Origin of the sequence: Pseudomonas sp. C2B4, from assembly GCF_013359695.1 — a bacterium.
Classification (GTDB): domain Bacteria; phylum Pseudomonadota; class Gammaproteobacteria; order Pseudomonadales; family Pseudomonadaceae; genus Aquipseudomonas.
On the sequence record NZ_JABFMU010000001.1, the window covers coordinates 254,167 to 272,162 of the forward strand.

A 17,996-nucleotide genomic window follows, 5' to 3' on the forward strand; every position below is an offset into this window, starting at 1 on the left:
GATGTTGGCATATGGACGCTGGTCTCCGCAGAAAGGTCAGTCGGTCAGCCCATCGGTCTCCGCCAGCAGTTTGATGGCGGCGGCGCCGACCTTGCGCACGGCTTCTTCAATCTGTGCCGTTGGTTTGGCAGCGTAGTTCATGCGCAGGCAATTGCGGTACTTGCCCGAGGCGGAAAAGATACTGCCGACGGCAATCTGTACGCCCTGGTCGTGCAAGGCGCGATTGAGTTTCAGGGTGTCGAAGCCTTCCGGCAGTTCAACCCACAGCATGAAGCTGCCTTGCGGGCGGCTGGCGCGGGTGCCGGCAGGGAAGTAGCGGGTAACCCAATCGATCATCGCGTCGCGATTGCGCTGGTATTGCGTGCGCATCCGCCGCAAATGCGGCTCGAAATGCCCGCCTTTGATGAATTCGGCGATGGCGATCTGTGGTTGCGGTGCGGTGGAGCCGGTGCTGATGTATTTCATGTGCAGCACCCGTTCCAGATAGCGGCCGGGCGCAACCCAGCCAATGCGCAGGCCCGGGGCGAGGGTCTTGGAAAATGAACTGCACAGCAGGACACGGCCGTCTTCGTCGAAGGATTTGATCGTCCGAGGTCGCGGGTAGGTGTAGGACAGTTCGCCATACACATCGTCCTCGATGATTGCCACATCGAAGCGCTGTGCGAGCGTCAACAATGCGCGTTTGCGCGACTCCGGCATGATGTAGCCCAACGGATTGTTGCAGTTGGGGGTCAACTGTATGGCCTTGATCGGCCACTGCTCCAGAGCTAGTTCAAGGGCGTCGATGCTGATCCCGGTCAGAGGGTCGGTAGGGATCTCCAGGGCTTTCATGCCCAGGCCCTTTAAGGTTTGCATGGCGCCGTGAAAGCTGGGCGAGTCCACGGCCACGATGTCGCCCGGTTCGCAGATCGAGCGGATGCTGGTGGACAACGCTTCATGGCAGCCGGTCGTCACCACCAGATCGCCAGGGCTTAACTGGCACCCGGAATCGAGCATGAGGCGGGCAATCTGTTCGCGCAGTTCGAGGTGTCCGTGGATGTTGTCGTAATACAGGCCGGGCATGTCTTGCCGACGGCTGAGCTGCGCCAGGCCGCGTAGCAAGGGTTTGAGGGTCGGGGTAGTGATGTCCGGCATGCCACGACCGAGTTGCACCACATCCTTGCGCGGTACCGCGCGGATCAACTCCAGCACCTGATCCCACTGGGAAATGTCCACCGGCCGCTGGGCGGGGCGGCCCACTACTGGCAGCTCCGGCAGTTCCCGGCTGACGGGCACGAAATACCCGGACTTGGGCTTTGGCGTGGCCAGTCCGCTGTCTTCCAGCACGCGATAGGCCTGCTGCACGGTGCTCAGGCTGACCCCGTGTTCGATGCTCAGCGCCCGCACCGACGGCAGTCGGTCGCCGGGCCGATAGAAGCCCTGTTCGATACGCGTGCCGAGCAATTCGGCGAGATTGACGTAGAGGGTCATGGTGCAGTCTCGATAAAGGTCGTTCGGCTAACCAGTACAGATGGGGCAAAAAAACAGGATTCAGAGGTCAGGCTGCTAAATCTGTATGGAAATAATACAGATGCATTGGATCTGTAATGGTTTTGGCCGTCCGCGCATCATGAAACCTCTGGCTACCCAAGTAAACAGGAGCATTCAAGATGAACGGCTTGAGCGATGTGCGGCTGACGTTACACAGTCAGGAACTGACGGCAGGGCATGAAAACAGTGCACGCGAGGCGAACATGCGCAATGCACCGTCGGGCCTGAGTCGCTGGGGCCTGTTCTGGCATCGTCTGCACACGCGCAAGGCGTTGCTGGCGCTGACGCCGGAGCAGCTCAAGGACATCGGGCTGACCCGTGAGCAGGCGCGGGAGGAGGGGCTGAAACCCTTTTGGCGGATCTGAGCATTGCAGTGGTCATTAGATCCATTCGCGAGCAGGCTCGCTCCCACAATAGATCATCTGTATGCACACTATTTGTGAGCGACAAAGATCAATGGTGGGAGCGAGCCTGCTCGCGAAGGCGCCAACGAAAACACCACAAAATCTCTAGATCAATTCTTTAAACCGATGCCACAACATCCCCAACGCCAACAACGGCGAGCGCAAATGCCTGCCGCCCGGGAAGGTCATGTGCGGCACCTTGGCAAACAGATCGAACCCGCCACTCTGCTGGCCGCTGATGGCCTCGGCCAATAGCTTGCCCGCCAAGTGCGTGGCATTCACCCCGTGACCGGAATAAGCCTGGGCGTAATACACGTTCGGCTGTTCCTTGAGTCGGCCGATCTGCGGCAGGCGGTTGGCGCCGATGCCGATCATGCCGCCCCATTGATAATCAATCTTCACCGAGGCCAATTGCGGAAAAACCTCCAGCATCTTTGGCCGCATGTAGGCCGCGATGTCTTTCGGATCCCGTCCCGAGTAATGGCAGGCCCCTCCGAACAGCAAGCGTCGGTCCGCCGAGAGTCGGTAATAATCCAGCGCCACCCGTTGATCGCAGACCGCCATGTTCTGCGGCAGCAGCGAGTGCGCCAGCTCCTCGCTCAGCGGTTCGGTGGCGATGATGTAACTGCCAGCCGGCAGCACCTTGCCACTGAGTTCAGGGTTGAGTTCGTTGAGATAGGCATTGCAACCCAGCACCAATGTCCTGGCGCGAACCGTGCCCTGGGCGGTATGCACTTTGATCTCGGGGCCGTAATCGATGCGGGTGACGGCCGACTGTTCGAAGAGTTTGACGCCCAGTTGTTGCGCCGCGGTGGCTTCGCCCAGCACCAGGTTCAGCGGATGCAAATGCCCGGAGCCCATGTCGATCAGTCCGCCCACATAACGGTCGGAACCCACCACAGTGTGCATTTCGTGGGGTTGCAGCAGGCGGGTTTCGTAGCGGTAGCCGAGGCTGCGCAGTTCTTCGGCGTCTTCAGCAAAGCCTTCGAGGTCACGGGGCTTGTTGGCCAGGTCGCAGTAACCCCAAGTCAGGTCGCAGGGGATCTGAAAACGCTCGACCCGCTGTCGGACGATTTCCACGGCTTCCAGGCCCATGAGCTTCATCTGACGCACACCGTCGGTGCCAATGACGTTAGCGAACTGATCGAGGCCATGGCCGACCCCGCGAATCAGCTGCCCGCCGTTGCGTCCACTGGCGCCCCAGCCGATCTTGCGGGCTTCGAGCAGCACCACACTGAGGCCGCGTTCGGCCAGCTCCAGCGCCGTGTTCAACCCCGAAAAACCGCCACCGACCACGCACACATCGGCCAGTACTTCGCCTTTGAGCATCGGGTAATCCGGCTGCGGCAGGCTGCTGGCGGCGTAGTAGGAGGCAGCGTGCTGGGCACCGGCATTCATGGGCGTCATCCTGATTCTTGTGTTTAGAAAACTTGACGGAGAATAAGCCGGACCTTTGCGGGCGGGCAACATTGGTCGGTTGCCGCTGTCTGGATCGCGGCTTTTGCCTCAGAATTGCGCTCTATCCCGTTATCGGTCAGCGCCACGATGAGCTGCAACAGCCAGAAAATTCGCACCCTGCGCCAGCAGATTCCCTCGTTCGAATGCGTGCCCGGCTGCCATGACTGCTGCGGCCCGGTGACCACCTCGCCGGAAGAAATGTCCCGGCTGCCGCGCAAGACCCGGGCCGAGCAGGAGGCGGCGATGGACGAACTGAATTGCGTTCATCTTGGACCCAATGGCTGCACGGTGTATGACGAGCGACCGTTGATCTGCCGATTGTTTGGCACTACCCAGACATTGCCATGCCCGAATGGCCGGCGACCGGTGGAATTGATTCACCCGCGAGTGGAGAAGCAGGTATTTGAGTACATGGCTTCGAACCGGCAGGTGCTTGTTTAAGCGTCAGACCGAGTCGCCTGCCTTCGCGAGCAGGCTCGCTCCCACAGGTTCACTGCAGTACTTGTGGGAGCGAGCCTGCTCGCGAAGGCAGGCGACTCGGTCTGACGCTGTAAAATCTCAATCCGGAATCGGCAGGCTCAGGCTCTCCTTCACCTCTTCCATCACGATATAGCTCTTGGATTCGCGCACATGGGGCAGCTTGAGCAGGATGTCCCCCAACAGCTTACGGTAAGACGCCATCTCGGAAATCCGCGCCTTCACCAGGTAGTCAAAATCCCCTGATACCAGGTGGCATTCCAGCACATGGGGCAGTTTCAGTACCGCGCGTCGGAACTCCTCGAAAGTGTCGCCGGATTTGTAGTCGAGGCTGATCTCGACGAACACCAGCAGACTTCCCTTGAGGTGCTGCGGATTGAGCCGCGCGTTGTAGCCCATGATGATCCCTTCGCGCTCCAGGCGCCGGACCCGCTCGGTGCAGGGCGTGGTCGAGAGTCCGACCTTTTCCCCAAGCTCGGTAAACGAGATGCGCCCGTCCGCTTGCAGGATCCGCAGGATGCTGCGGTCGATCTTGTCCAGCTCACGTTTGGTTTGAGTGTTGGTACGCATAGGGGATGCGCCTCCGTGAAAAGGGTTTTTGCCGAGAATTGTCGCCAAATATAGGCGCTTATATAGTGAAAATCACTGCTGAATCTTTTTTAAACTGCGCGCATCTAAAGCTTTGTATTACACACGTCAGCGGTCAGCCGCGATGAGGATATGAAAATGCGCGTTATGGTCTTGGGTAGCGGCGTCATCGGTGTCACCAGTGCCTATTACCTGGCCCGTGCCGGGTTTGAAGTGGTGGTGGTCGACCGGCAGCCGGCTGCTGCCATGGAGACCAGTTTCGCCAACGCCGGCCAGGTTTCGCCGGGTTACGCCTCGCCATGGGCGGCGCCGGGCGTGCCGCTCAAAGCCATCAAATGGCTGTTGCAGCGCCACGCACCGCTGGCAATCAAGGCCACTGGCGACATCGACCAGTACCTGTGGATGGCACAGATGCTGCGCAACTGCACCGCCAGCCGTTATGCGGTGAACAAGGAGCGCATGGTCCGTCTGTCCGAGTACAGCCGTGACTGCCTCGACGAACTGCGCGCGGAAACCGGCATTGCCTACGAAGGCCGCAGCCTCGGCACCACCCAACTGTTCCGCACCCAGGCCCAGCTCGACGGCGCCGCGAAAGACATCGCCGTGCTGAAAGAATCCGGTGTGCCGTTCGAATTGCTCGACCGCGAAGGCATTGCCCGCGTTGAACCGGCCTTGGCCAGCGTCACCGATATCCTCGCCGGTGCCCTGCGTCTACCGAACGACCAGACCGGCGACTGCCAGATGTTCACGACCAAACTTGCAGAAATGGCCGTGAAACTCGGTGTGCAATTCCGTTTCGGCCAGGATATTCAGCGCCTCGACTTCGCCGGTGATCGCATCAACGGCGTGTGGATCGACGGCAAGCTGGAAACCGCTGACCGCTACGTGCTGGCATTGGGCAGCTACTCGCCGCAATTGCTCAAGCCGTTGGGCATCAAGGCGCCGGTGTATCCGCTCAAGGGCTACTCCCTGACCGTGCCGATCACCAACCCGGCGATGGCCCCGACCTCGACCATTCTCGACGAGACCTACAAGGTCGCGATCACCCGTTTCGACAACCGCATCCGCGTCGGTGGCATGGCGGAGATCGCCGGTTTTGACCTGTCGCTGAACCCGCGTCGCCGCGAAACCCTGGAGATGATCGTCAATGACCTTTATCCTCAGGGCGGCAATCTGGCCGAGGCCAGCTTCTGGACCGGCCTGCGTCCGACCACTCCTGATGGCACGCCAATCGTCGGTGCCACACCGTTCAAGAACCTATTCCTGAACACCGGTCACGGTACGCTCGGCTGGACCATGGCCTGTGGCTCGGGCCGTTTGCTGGCTGACCTGATGGCGAAGAGAAAGCCGCAGATCAGCGCCGAAGGCCTCGATATTTCTCGCTATGGCAGCAAGAGCCCGGAGTCTGCCAAGCATGTCAGCCCGGCACCGGCTCACCAGTAATTGCCCAAGCGGTCGGCTGTGGCCGCTTTACCCCAAGCCAGCCAGATAGATCCCTCTCCCGGCGCTACTCGCGGTTAACATCGTCAGCCAGCGCCGGTTTTTCTTCCCAACGACCGACCAGAAGTCTGCCGCCATGCGTCCTGCCCGTGCCCTGATCGACCTTCAAGCCCTTCGTCACAACTACCAGATCGCCCGTGAAGTAACGGGTGCCCGCGCCCTCGCGGTGATCAAGGCCGATGCCTATGGTCATGGCGCGGTGCGTTGCGCCCAGGCGCTCGAAGCCGAGGCGGACGGTTTTGCGGTGGCCTGCATCGAAGAGGCCCTGGAACTGCGCGCCGCCGGTATTCGTGCGCCGGTGTTGCTGCTGGAAGGCTTTTTCGAAGCCGATGAACTGTCGCTGATTGTCGAGCATGACTTCTGGTGCGTGGTGCATTCGCTGTGGCAACTCGAAGCCATCGAGAAAGCGGCGCTGAGCAAGCCGATCACGGTCTGGCTCAAGCTCGACTCGGGCATGCACCGTGTCGGCCTGCATCCGAAGGACTACCAGGCCGCTTATCAACGGCTACTGGCCAGCGGCAAAGTGGCGAAGATTGTGCTGATGAGCCACTTCGCCCGTGCCGACGAATTGAACTGTCAGGCCAGCGCCGAGCAGGTCGCGGTCTTTGAGGCGGCGCGTCAGGGCTTGTCGGCCGAAGTCAGCCTGCGCAATTCCCCTGCAGTGCTGGGTTGGCCGCAGATTCCAAGCGATTGGGTACGTCCGGGCATCATGCTCTACGGCGCCACACCGTTCGAAGAAGCCAACGCCGTGGCCTCGCGCCTGCAACCGGTGATGACCCTCGAGTCGAAAGTGATCAGCGTTCGTGAATTGCCAGCCGGCGAGCCGATCGGCTACGGCGCCAAATTCATCACCCAGAAGCCGATGCGCGTTGGCGTGGTGGCCATGGGTTATGCCGACGGCTATCCGCGGCTGGCGCCGACCGGGACACCCGTATTGGTCGCCGGGCAACGCAGCCAGTTGATCGGCCGGGTGTCGATGGACATGCTCTGCGTCGACCTGACCGATATTCCGCAAGCGGGCCTGGGCTCGACGGTCGAGTTGTGGGGCAAAAACATCCTCGCCAGCGATGTGGCCATCGCGGCGGGCACGATTCCTTATCAGATCTTCTGCAACCTGCGCCGGGTGCCAATGCTCTATTCCGGGAGCTGACGCCAGGCGAGCCGGACCGAAAGTCGCCTCGCTGAACAGGATTCAGGTCAAAGTGTTGTAAATACTGAACGCTGTCGCCATGATAACGCTCAATATTCCAACAACCTGAATCCCTGGAGGCGCAAGCTTTGGACGTCGGTGAACGACTGCAATCGATCCGTAAGCTCAAAGGTCTTTCCCAGCGTGAACTCGCCAAACGCGCGGGCGTCACCAACAGCACCATTTCGATGATCGAGAAGAACAGCGTCAGCCCCTCGATCAGTTCGCTGAGGAAAGTGTTGGGCGGGATTCCCATGTCCATGGTCGAGTTCTTTTCCGAAGAAATCCTGCAGGAAAAACCGACTCAGATCGTCTACAAGGCAAACGAGCTGATCGACATTTCCGACGGTGCAGTGACCATGAAACTGGTCGGCCGGGCTCACCCGAGCCGGGCTATCGCCTTCCTCAATGAAATCTACCCGCCAGGCGCCGACACCGGTGACGAAATGCTCACGCACGAAGGCGAGGAAACCGGAATTTTGGTGGAAGGTCGGCTTGAGTTGGTGGTCGGGCTTGAAACATTTGTGCTCGAAGCCGGCGATAGCTACTACTTTGAAAGTACCAAGCCGCATCGTTTCCGTAATCCGTTCGATGCGCCGGCGCGACTAATCAGCGCAGCTACACCCGCGAATTTTTAAGAAAAGAGGCGCCCTGCCAGCATGGCCGAGGCACCCGAGCTGTTTTTTCGTTGCGCAACAAGACCCCTTTGATTTTGGGGTTGTTTCAGTGTCGCGGGCTTACCGCTATACTTGCGCCCGCCTGCGAACCGTGGCCGTAGGCGTGACTAGCCACCATTGAGGGTGAACGCGTGAACCTAATTATGAAAATGCTGGCCGTACCAGCAACCGTATTGGCCCTCTGGGCTGTCAACGCACAAGCTGCGACGAATGACGATGTTGCCAAACGCCTTGAGCCAGTCGGCCAGGTCTGTGTTCAAGGTAAAGAGTGCAAGGGCATGGAAGTCGCCGCTGCTGCCGGCGGCGGTGGTGCCAAAGCGCCTAAAGATGTTATTGCCAAGCATTGCAATGCTTGCCACGGCACTGGCCTGTTGGGCGCGCCGAAAATCGGCGACAAGGCAGCCTGGAAAGAGCGTGCCGATCACCAGGGCGGCCTCGACGGCATCCTGGCTAAAGCCATTACCGGTATCAACTCGATGCCGCCTAAAGGCACCTGCGCCGACTGCTCCGATGACGAGCTCAAAGGCGCCATCAAAGAGATGTCCGGCCTGTAACAAGCCCGTCTCTTTCGAAAAAAAGCCGCTTTCGAGCGGCTTTTTTGTGCCTGCGATTTCGTTAAGCGCCAGTGATCCCTGTAGGAGCGAGCCTGCTCGCGATGGTCGTGAACGATAACGCGTGAACCCAGATGCCCAGCGGCGCCCCCGGGTTTTTCGTGAGCGAGTTCGCTCCTGCAGGGCTGTTAATTGCAGCAAAGACCCGGCAAGCTCGGTCCAACCCCAGTTCATGGAATGTAAGGGAGGATCGGATGGTTCAGCTGTGTTCTATCGAGCAAGCGGTCGATGAGGTGTTGGCGAGATTGCCGGCGCACATTCACATGGGCCTGCCGCTGGGCCTGGGTAAACCCAACCCGTTCGTCAACGCGCTGTATCGGCGCATGGCGCGGTTGCCGGAGCGGCGGCTGACGATCTACACCGCGCTGTGCCTGGGCCGTCCTGCACTGGGCGATGGCCTGCAGAAGCGCTTTCTCGAACCGTTCATCGAGCAGGTCTTCGGCGACTATCCGGAGCTGGATTTCCTTGCCGATCTGCGTCGCGACAACCTGCCGGGCAATATTCATATCCAGCAATTCTTCATGCAGCCCGGCAGCCTGCTCAACAGCGCTGCGGCGCAGCAGGATTACGTCAGCAGCAACTACAGCCATGCAGCCCGGGACATCAACGCTGCCGGCCTGAACCTGGTGGCGCAGCTGATGGCCAGCCACAGCGATCATCCCGATCGCCTGAGCCTGAGCTGCAACCCGGACATCACCCTCGATCTGTTGCCGATGATTGCCAAACGCCGGGCCGCCGGGGAGACGATCCTGATGGTCGGCCAAGTGCACGATGATTTGCCCTATATGCCCGGTGATGCCGACGTCAGCATCGACACCTTTGACCTGCTGATCGACGAGAAGGACAGCACCACACTGTTCTCCACGCCGAACATGCCGGTGGGTTCCCAGGATCATTTCATCGGTCTGCACGCCAGTACGCTGGTACGCGACGGCGGCACCCTGCAGATTGGCATCGGGGCCATGGGCGATGCGCTGACCGCAGCGCTTTTAGCGCGTCAGGCGGATAACGGCAGTTACAAGGCGTTGCTTGCAGATGTAGATCTCAGCCATTGGGCGAAACTGATCGAACGCGAAGGCGGCCTCGAACCCTTTGCCAAGGGCCTGTACGGTTGCAGTGAAATGTTCGTCAACGGCCTGCTGGTGCTGGCCGACGCCGGGATCGTGCGGCGCAAGGTCTATCCGGACGTACAGACGCAACAACAGGCGAACGCCGGTACGCTCGATGAATCGGCGCAGACCGACGGCATCTGCGTGCACGGCGGGTTTTTCCTTGGCCCCCGCAGTTTCTATGAGCGTCTACGCGACTTGCCGCACGGCAAGCGGCGCGAATTCAACATGACCCGCATCAGCTACATCAACGAGCTGTACGGCCAGGAAGAACTCAAGCGTTTGCAGCGTGTGGATGCGCGGTTCATCAACACGGCCTTCACCATGACCCTGCTGGGCGCCGGTGTAGCCGATCAGCTCGAAGACGGGCGCGTGCTCAGTGGTGTTGGCGGGCAATACAACTTCGTGGCGCAGGGTCATGCACTGCAAGGCGCACGCTCGGTGTTACTGCTGCGCAGCTGGCGGGAGTCGGGTGGTGAGGTCAGTTCCAACATCGTCTGGGAGTACGGTCACTGTACGATCCCACGGCACCTGCGAGACATCGTGGTGACCGAATACGGTATCGCCGATCTTCGCGGCAAGACGGATGCAGCGGTGATCGAAGCCCTGTTGAACATCAGCGACTCGCGTTTTCAGCCGGGTTTGATCGAGCAGGCACAGAAGGTCGGCAAGCTGCCCAAGGACTTCCGTCTCGATCCGCGTTTCTCGGATAACAGCCCGCAACGTTTGCAGGCGATTCAGGCACGGCATGCGCATTTGTTTGCGGAGTATCCGCTGGGGTGTGATTTCACGGACGTGGAGCGGGACTTGCTGCGGGCGCTGAACTGGTTGAAGAGCAAGTTCAAGCTGAGCGAGATACTGGAATTGGGCAAGGCTGCGCTGGATGCGCCGCCGGCTTCGGAGTTTCCCGAGCATTTGGAGCGGATGCAGCTGACGAATCCGGAAGGCCTGAAAGAGGACCTGTTTCAGCGACTATTGCTCACGGGCCTCAAGGCCACCACGCAGTAACTGTCGACCCAAAACCACTGTGGGAGCGAGCCTGCTCGCGAAGAGGCCATAACATTCAACATCACTGTTGACTGAAAGGCCGCTTTCGCGAGCAAGCCCGCTCCCACAGGGGATAGGCGGTGTGGCGGGCGGATCAGTCGATGAAGGTTACAACGCCATCCTTCAGCGATTGCACCCGCGCCAACGACTCAACGCGATACCCCTGCGCATCCAGCTCGGCACGGCCGCCCTGGAACGACTTCTCGATCACGATACCCAGGCCCGCCACGGTGGCGCCGGCCTGTTTGATGATCGAGATCAGCGCCTGGGACGCCTTACCGTTGGCCAGGAAGTCGTCGATGATCAGCACGCGGTCGCTGCTGGTCAGGTGACGCGGGGAGATGGCCACGGTGCTTTCGGTCTGCTTGGTGAACGAGTACACGGTCGCCGACAGCAGGTTTTCGGTCAGGGTCAGGGACTGGTGCTTGCGGGCGAAAATCACCGGCACGCCGAGATTCAGGCCGGTCATGATCGCTGGCGCGATGCCCGAGGCTTCGATGGTGACGATCTTGGTGATGCCCGAGTCCTTGAACAGCGTGGCGAATTCGTCGCCGATCAGCTTCATCAGGGCCGGGTCGATCTGGTGGTTCAGAAAGGCGTCGACTTTCAGGACCTGATCGGAAAGCACGATGCCTTCTTCGCGGATTTTCTTGTGCAGGGCTTCCATGAAGCTGTCCTCTATTGGCGCCTTTTGCGCCGAAGGTCTAAATAAAGTGGTCAATTCTAGCGCTTTAACATCGCGCGTATATCCGCCAATGCATTGTTTCCGCGAACGGCTTTGACTTCAGTCGGGGTGTCGTCGTTGCCTTCCCAGGCCAGGTCGTCTGGTGGCAGCTCATCGAGGAATCGGCTCGGCGCGCAGTCGATGATCTCGCCGTACTGCTTGCGCTTGGCGGCGAAGGTGAAAGCCAGGGTCTGCCGCGCGCGGGTAATGCCCACGTAGGCCAGGCGCCGCTCCTCTTCGATGGTGTCGGCTTCGATGCTGGAGCGGTGCGGGAGGATTTCCTCTTCCATGCCCATGATGAACACGTAGGGGAATTCCAGACCCTTGGAGGCGTGCAGGGTCATCATTTGCACGCCTTCGGCACCGTCTTCCTCTTCTTGCTGACGCTCAAGCATGTCGCGCAGCACCAGCTTGCCGATGGCGTCTTCGACGGTCATTTCGCCTTCTTCGTCTTTCTCGAGCGTGTTTTTCAACGCCTCGATCAGGAACCAGACGTTACCCATGCGGTAGTCGGCGGCCTTGTCGCTGGAGCTGTTGGTGCGCAGCCAGTTTTCGTAGTCGATGTCCATGACCATGCTGCGCAGGGCCGAGATCGGGTCTTCGCCGGCGCATTGCTCGCGGACCCTGTCCATGAAGCGCTTGAAGCGCGACAGGCGATCGGTGAAACGGCTGTCCAGATGCTCGCCGAGGCCGATCTCGTCGGTGGCGGCGTACATCGAGATTTTTCGTTCGGTGGCGTAGTTGCCCAGCTTCTCCAGCGTGGTCGAACCGATTTCCCGGCGTGGGACGTTGATCACCCGCAGGAAGGCGTTGTCGTCATCCGGGTTCACGATCAGGCGGAAGTAGGCCATCAGGTCCTTCACTTCCTGGCGTCCGAAAAAGCTGTTACCGCCGGACAAGCGATACGGCACCTGGTGGTGCTGCAATTTCAGCTCGATCAGCTTGGCCTGGTAGTTGCCGCGATAGAGGATCGCGAAATCGCTGTACGGTCGGTCGGTGCGCAGGTGCAGGCTGAGGATTTCCATGGCCACGCGCTCGGCTTCGGCGTCTTCGTTGCGGCAACGGATCACGCGGATCTCGTCGCCGTGGCCCATTTCACTCCACAGCTGCTTTTCGAATTCGTGGGGGTTGTTCGAGATCAGGACGTTGGCACAGCGCAGGATACGGCTGGTGGAGCGGTAGTTCTGCTCCAGCATCACCACTTTCAAGGACGGGTAGTCTTCCTTGAGCAACATCAGGTTTTCCGGCCGCGCGCCGCGCCAGGCGTAGATTGACTGGTCGTCGTCGCCCACCACGGTGAACTGGTTGCGTTTGCCGATGAGCATTTTCACCAGCAGGTACTGGCTGGCGTTGGTGTCCTGGTATTCGTCCACCAGCAGGTAGCGCACCTTGTTCTGCCACTTTTCCAGAATGTCGGCGTGTTCTTCGAACAGCTTCACCGGCAGCAGGATCAGGTCGTCGAAGTCCACCGCGTTGAACGCCTTGAGCGTGCGCTGATAGTGGGTGTAGACGATGGCGGCAGTCTGTTCCTTGGGATTGCGGGCGTTTTCCAGCGCCTGGGCTGGCAGGATCAGGTCGTTTTTCCAGGCGCCGATCATGTTCTTGATCTCGTCGACGCCGTCGTCGCCCGAGTATTCCTTCTGCATGATGTCGGTCATCAAGGCCTTGACGTCGGTCTCGTCAAAGATCGAGAAGCCCGGCTTGTAGCCCAGCCGCACATGTTCCTTGCGGATGATGTTCAGGCCCAGGTTGTGGAAGGTGCAGACCGTCAGGCCGCGACCTTCACCGGCGCGCAGCAGGGTCCCGACCCGTTCCTTCATCTCTCGCGCGGCCTTGTTGGTGAAGGTCATGGCGACGATGTACTGGGCGCGGATGCCACAGCTCTGGATCAGGTGGGCGATCTTGCGTGTGATCACGCTGGTCTTGCCGGAGCCTGCACCGGCGAGCACCAAAAGAGGGCCGCCGACGTAGCTCACGGCTTCTTGCTGCCGGGGATTGAGTCGGGACATAGCGAAATTCAGGGGTCAGTCACGAAATGGGCCGGCATTTTAACAGGCTCAGAGAATTGTGCTGCTCTCTCCGACTTGTGACGTACAACGCGATCTCTAATTGCCGGTTTTGTTACTTTCACGCAGGATGCGCAACGGATTTGCGGCTAATGTTCGTAATTCCAGATACAAAGGCTTCGTTTTGATAACTGATGTCATTGGTTATTAGGTATCGCCTCGGCATAATGCCCGTCGCCTACATCTTTGCAGAGTCTAGGGAGCTAGCTTGTCTACGCCTGTCGAACCCTTGCGTTTGCTGCTACTGGCCGAAGAGCCAGCGTGGGCAGCGTTGTTGCGCGAGTGTCTGGCTCCGATGGGGAGCTCGGCCGTGCTCATCAGCGCGCCGAGTTGGGAGTCGGTCAGCAGTCTGTTCGATGACAACCGCAGCGCGGTGTTGTTGACGATCCCGGCCCTTCAGCCGGCGCCGGGCCGTTGCTGCCTGCCGACGGTGCTGCTGCTCGAGCATGAGCCGCTGACCCCGCCCGACGGCGTAAGCGACTGGCTGGTACGCGACCACCTCGACCCCGGCATGCTGCGTCGGTGCCTGCGCCATGTGCGTGAGCGCGGCGTGCTGGAAAACACCCTGCAACGCCTGGCCGAGCAAGATCCACTGACCGGCATCGCCAACCGCCAGGGTTTCCAGACCCTGCTGACAGCGCGACTGGCGGAAAACGACGGGCGTGGCCTGGCGCTCGGGCACCTTGATCTCGACAACTTCCGACACGCCAATGATGCCCTCGGCCATCAGGCCGGCGACCGACTGATCCTGCAAGTGGTCGCGCGTCTCAAGAGCCAGCTTGAGGCCGGCGATCAGCTGGCACGGCTGGGCAGCGACGAATTCGCCCTGCTCATCGACACCCGCCGCGCCCCCCAGCGCGCCGAATGGATGGCCGAACGCATCACCGAAGCCCTGGCCGAGCCCTATTGGGTCGATGGCGAAAGCCTGTTGATCGGCTCCAGCCTGGGTATCGCCCACGCGCGCGCCCAGGCCGGTGCCGATCCGCTGATGTGGCACGCCCACATCGCCATGCAGCAAGCCAAGAGCACCCAGGGCTGCACCTTCCATATCTTCAACGAACGCATCAACCGTAATGCCCGCAGCATCGCCGACCTCGAAACCGAGCTGCGCCGGGCGCTGCGCCGTGATGAGCTGGAGCTGCATTACCAGCCGCGGCTGAACCTCGAGGATGGGCAAATCGTTGGCCTCGAAGCCCTGGTGCGCTGGCGCCATGCCGAGCGTGGGTTGCTGCCACCGAGTGAGTTCGTGCCGCTGGCCGAGCAGAGCGGTCTGATCGTGCCGCTCGGATACTGGGTCATTTCCCGGGCCTTGCGCGACATGCAGGCTTTGCGTGAACGCGGTTTGCCGCCGCTGCACATGGCGATCAACCTGTCGTTCCGCCAGTTCCAGGACAGCCAGCTGCTCTCGACCCTGAGCCGGCTGATTGCCGAGCGCGGCGTCGAGGCGCAATGGCTGGAGTTCGAATTGACCGAAACCGCGGTCATGCGTCGTAGCGACCTGGTCAAGCAGACCATGGATGCCCTCGGTCGCCTGGGCGTGCGTTTCTCCCTCGACGATTTCGGCACCGGCTTCTCGTCATTCGTGCACCTCAACAGCCTGCCGATCACCTTGTTGAAGATCGACAAGAGCTTTGTCGGGGGCATGGAGCAGCGCGAAGAGAACCGCAAACTGGTTCACGCGATGATCAACCTGGCGCACAACCTCAATCTGGAAGTCGTCGCCGAGGGTGTGGAAACACCGGAGCAACTGGCTCTGTTGCGCGGGTTTGATTGCGATCAGGTGCAGGGGTATCTGATCAGCAAGCCGTTGGCGTTGGCCGAGTTGGTGGAGTATCTGACTTTCGATGGCAGCCAACAGGCGCCGCTGGAAGGGGTGATCTAAACACGGACCACTACTGTGGGAGCGAGCCTGCTCGCGAAGACGGCGTCACATCCAACACTTGATGTGACTGATTCACCACTTTCGCGAGCAGGCTCGCTCCCACATGGGACCTCAGTCAGGCTGAGCCATCTGAAAACCGTCTTGCGACACCGGCTCGCGCCGAATCATCCGCTTCATCTTCCACTCAAATGCCAGCGTCAAGCTCACCGCCGCGAACGCCAGCCCCAGCGCCAGGCCCCACCAGACGCCCGTTGGCCCCCAATTCAGATGGAACGCCATCCACCACGCGGCCGGAGCGCCGATCAGCCAATAGCAACCGAGGCCGACCAGGAACGTGGTCTTGGCATCCTTGAGCCCGCGAATGCAGCCCATGGCGATGGTTTGCGTACCGTCGAACAGCTCGAACCAGGCTGCCACTGCCAACAGGCTTACCGCCAGATTGATGACCTCGCGGAACGCCGGGTCGTTGTGATCGAGAAACAGCCCGACCAACTGATTCGGCAGCAACCAGAACACCATCGCAAAGCACAGCATCGCCGCCGCACCGAAGCCGATGCCGACCCGTCCGGCCAGCCGTGCATCCAATAGTTGTCCGGCGCCGTAGTGCTGGCCGATGCGCATGGTGATCGCGTAGGAAATCCCCGCCGGCACCATGAAGGCTACCGAAACGATCTGCAGGGCGATCTGGTGCGCGCCCAGTTGCGTACTGCCCATGGTGCCCATGCACAGCGCAGCAAATGCAAACAGCCCAACCTCCACGGCGTAGGTGCCACCAATGGGCAGGCCCAGGCGCCACAGTTCCTTCAGGTACTGACGGTTGAGCTTCAGCAAACCCTGCCGCAGCGGGTAGGCGTCGTAGGCCGGGTGCCGGCGAATGTGCCACGCCAGCGCCAGGGCCATGAGGTTGGCCACAATCGCGGTGACCAGGCCGATACCCGTCAAGCCCAGTTTCGGCAGGCCGAACATCCCGGTAATCAACGCATAGTTGAGCAGGAAGTTGGCCACAGTGCCGCCCAGGCTGATGACCATCACTGGCGTCGCCCGGCCGATGGCGCTGGTAAAGCCACGCAAGGCCATGAATGTCAGGTAGCCGGGCAGGGCGAAGGGCAGAAACACCAGGAATTGCCCGGCCGCCTGCACGTTGCTTTCAGTCTGGCCGAACAGCAGCAGGACCGGCTTGAGGTTCCACAGCAGCAACCCTCCGCCCAGCGCCATCAACCACGCCAGCCACACCCCGGCCTGGGTCAGCCGGGCTGCGCCGAAAATATCGCCCGCGCCCTGACGAATCGCCACCAGAGTGCCGACTGCGGCAATTACGCCAATGCAGAAAATCGACACGAACGAATAGCTGGCCGCCCCCAGCGAACCACCGGCCAGTGCTTCGGGACTCAGGCGCGCCATCATCAAGGTGTCGGTGAGAACCATCAGCATGTGCGCCAACTGCGAGGCGATCAACGGCCCCGCCAGCCGCAGGATGGCCCAGAGTTCAATACGTGCTGGATGTTGCATGGTCATCACGCTCTGTAGGAAAAGTCGACAGGAAAGGGTCGATTCTCGGCGCTCTGCGGGGTTTGCACAAAGGGATAAAAAGGATGGATGGCATGATTCAAACTCATGCTGGAAAGTTTCTGCTAGGGTGGCCGAACCCCGGTGCAGGAGCTTTTCCCTATGTCACGTCGTCTTCCTCCCCTGTATGCCCTACGCGCATTCGAAGCGGCGGCGCGGCACAGTTCGTTCACCCGTGCCGCCGAAGAGTTGTCCATTACGCAAAGTGCGGTCAGCCGGCATATTCGTACCCTCGAAGAGCATTTTGCCTGCCGCTTGTTTCACCGCAGCGGCCGCCACCTGCAACTGACCGAATCGGCCCGGTTACTGTTGCCGGGGATTCGCGAGGGCTTTACTGCTCTGGAGCGCGCTTGCAACACCTTGCGCGCCGAGGACGACATTTTGCGCATGAAAGCCCCGTCGACCCTGACCATGCGCTGGTTGCTGGCGCGTTTGAGTCGCTTCCGTCATCTGCAGCCCGGCAACGAAGTGCAGTTGACCAGCGCCTGGATGGACGTCGATTCGGTGGACTTCAACGATGAGCCGTTCGATTGCGCGGTGTTGCTGAGCAACGGACATTTTCCGCCTGACTGGGAGGCGAGTTACCTGTTCCCCGAGGAGTTGATCCCGGTGGGCGCGCCCAACCTGCCGAGCGATCAGCCTTGGGATGCCGCGCGTCTGGCCAACACCGAACTGCTGCACCCGACACCGGACCGCCGCGACTGGCGCAACTGGCTGGAGCGTATGGGCCTGGCCGAACAGGTGTCGCTCAAGGGCGGGCAAGTCTTCGACACGCTGGAGCTGGGCATGATCGCCGCGGCCCGAGGCTACGGCGTATCCATGGGCGACTTGTTGATGGTGGCCGAGGATGTGGCGCAAGGACGGTTGAGCCTGCCGTGGCCGACAGCTGTGGCCAGCGGTGAGAAATATTACCTGGTCTGGCCGAAAACCCGCCCCGGCGGTGAGCGCATGCGCCGGCTCAGCGACTTTCTGCAAAGTGAAGTTCGGGCCATGGAATTGCCGGATGTCGTGCACTTGAGCTGAAACGATGAAGCTATATCCCGGCTGAGTGCTCAAGTATTCCCGTCAACCGCCGAAAATGTGCAAGTGGGACCTTCGTGCAGGTCCGACGCTACCCCCAATTATTAGAAAATTTGCTGAGTGTGCGTCGCGATCAGGATGATCCAGT

15 protein-coding genes are annotated in these 17,996 nt (G+C 60.6%); 9 read left to right on the forward strand and 6 right to left on the reverse strand.

What is annotated here, in order from left to right; all coding sequences use genetic code 11:
• Window positions 1-36: 36 nt before the first annotated feature.
• Window positions 37-1,470: a PLP-dependent aminotransferase family protein gene (locus tag HNQ83_RS01210; protein ID WP_175387288.1), complete on the reverse strand. Its 1,434-nt coding sequence runs from the start codon at window positions 1,468-1,470 to the stop codon at window positions 37-39.
• Between the two features lie 179 nt (window positions 1,471-1,649).
• On the opposite strand from HNQ83_RS01210, the gene HNQ83_RS01215 reads away from it, so the two are divergent.
• Window positions 1,650-1,895, forward strand: a complete 246-nt coding sequence (locus HNQ83_RS01215) for a DUF1127 domain-containing protein (RefSeq protein WP_175387289.1) — start codon at window positions 1,650-1,652, stop codon at window positions 1,893-1,895.
• A 144-nt stretch (window positions 1,896-2,039) separates the two neighbouring features.
• Here the strand turns inward: HNQ83_RS01215 and HNQ83_RS01220 are convergent, their stop codons facing one another.
• On the reverse strand, window positions 2,040-3,332 hold the full coding sequence (locus HNQ83_RS01220) for an FAD-binding oxidoreductase (RefSeq protein WP_175387290.1): 1,293 nt from the start codon (window positions 3,330-3,332) through the stop codon (window positions 2,040-2,042).
• Window positions 3,333-3,479: 147 nt separating this feature from the next.
• Between HNQ83_RS01220 and HNQ83_RS01225 the strand changes: the two genes are divergently transcribed.
• Window positions 3,480-3,833, forward strand: coding sequence for a YkgJ family cysteine cluster protein (locus tag HNQ83_RS01225; RefSeq protein ID WP_095194411.1), 354 nt, complete (start codon window positions 3,480-3,482; stop codon window positions 3,831-3,833).
• A gap of 117 nt (window positions 3,834-3,950) precedes the next feature.
• Here the strand turns inward: HNQ83_RS01225 and HNQ83_RS01230 are convergent, their stop codons facing one another.
• Window positions 3,951-4,439: an Lrp/AsnC ligand binding domain-containing protein gene (locus HNQ83_RS01230; protein ID WP_095194410.1), complete on the reverse strand. Its 489-nt coding sequence runs from the start codon at window positions 4,437-4,439 to the stop codon at window positions 3,951-3,953.
• Between the two features lie 156 nt (window positions 4,440-4,595).
• Here HNQ83_RS01230 and dadA point away from each other — a divergent pair, with 156 nt between their 5' ends.
• From dadA to HNQ83_RS01255, 5 genes are all read left to right on the forward strand, one after another.
• Window positions 4,596-5,900, forward strand: coding sequence for a D-amino acid dehydrogenase (gene dadA / locus HNQ83_RS01235; protein ID WP_175387291.1), 1,305 nt, complete (start codon window positions 4,596-4,598; stop codon window positions 5,898-5,900).
• A 133-nt stretch (window positions 5,901-6,033) separates the two neighbouring features.
• Complete coding sequence (gene alr / locus HNQ83_RS01240; RefSeq protein ID WP_175387292.1) at window positions 6,034-7,107, forward strand: alanine racemase; 1,074 nt, start codon at window positions 6,034-6,036, stop codon at window positions 7,105-7,107.
• A 128-nt stretch (window positions 7,108-7,235) separates the two neighbouring features.
• On the forward strand, window positions 7,236-7,784 hold the full coding sequence (locus HNQ83_RS01245) for a cupin domain-containing protein (protein WP_007947433.1): 549 nt from the start codon (window positions 7,236-7,238) through the stop codon (window positions 7,782-7,784).
• A gap of 182 nt (window positions 7,785-7,966) precedes the next feature.
• Window positions 7,967-8,377, forward strand: a complete 411-nt coding sequence (locus tag HNQ83_RS01250) for a cytochrome c5 family protein (protein ID WP_306154465.1) — start codon at window positions 7,967-7,969, stop codon at window positions 8,375-8,377.
• A gap of 251 nt (window positions 8,378-8,628) precedes the next feature.
• Complete coding sequence (locus HNQ83_RS01255; protein WP_175387293.1) at window positions 8,629-10,551, forward strand: acetyl-CoA hydrolase/transferase family protein; 1,923 nt, start codon at window positions 8,629-8,631, stop codon at window positions 10,549-10,551.
• A 133-nt stretch (window positions 10,552-10,684) separates the two neighbouring features.
• On the opposite strand, the gene HNQ83_RS01260 is transcribed toward HNQ83_RS01255, so the two are convergent.
• Both HNQ83_RS01260 and rep read right to left on the reverse strand, forming a co-directional pair.
• Window positions 10,685-11,257 carry a xanthine phosphoribosyltransferase gene (locus HNQ83_RS01260; RefSeq protein WP_095052388.1) on the reverse strand — a complete coding sequence of 191 codons (573 nt, stop codon included), beginning with the start codon at window positions 11,255-11,257 and terminating at the stop codon, window positions 10,685-10,687.
• A 56-nt stretch (window positions 11,258-11,313) separates the two neighbouring features.
• On the reverse strand, window positions 11,314-13,323 hold the full coding sequence (rep, locus tag HNQ83_RS01265; protein ID WP_102699679.1) for a DNA helicase Rep: 2,010 nt from the start codon (window positions 13,321-13,323) through the stop codon (window positions 11,314-11,316).
• A 265-nt stretch (window positions 13,324-13,588) separates the two neighbouring features.
• On the opposite strand from rep, the gene HNQ83_RS01270 reads away from it, so the two are divergent.
• Window positions 13,589-15,262, forward strand: a complete 1,674-nt coding sequence (locus HNQ83_RS01270; RefSeq protein ID WP_175387294.1) for a bifunctional diguanylate cyclase/phosphodiesterase — start codon at window positions 13,589-13,591, stop codon at window positions 15,260-15,262.
• A gap of 111 nt (window positions 15,263-15,373) precedes the next feature.
• Here HNQ83_RS01270 and HNQ83_RS01275 read toward each other — a convergent pair whose 3' ends face one another.
• The gene (locus HNQ83_RS01275; RefSeq protein WP_175387295.1) at window positions 15,374-16,771 is read right to left on the reverse strand and encodes a NorM family multidrug efflux MATE transporter; all 1,398 of its coding nucleotides are present in this window, start codon (window positions 16,769-16,771) and stop codon (window positions 15,374-15,376) included.
• Window positions 16,772-16,930: 159 nt separating this feature from the next.
• On the opposite strand from HNQ83_RS01275, the gene HNQ83_RS01280 reads away from it, so the two are divergent.
• The gene (locus tag HNQ83_RS01280; RefSeq protein WP_175387296.1) at window positions 16,931-17,851 is read left to right on the forward strand and encodes a LysR substrate-binding domain-containing protein; all 921 of its coding nucleotides are present in this window, start codon (window positions 16,931-16,933) and stop codon (window positions 17,849-17,851) included.
• Window positions 17,852-17,996 lie beyond the last annotated feature (145 nt).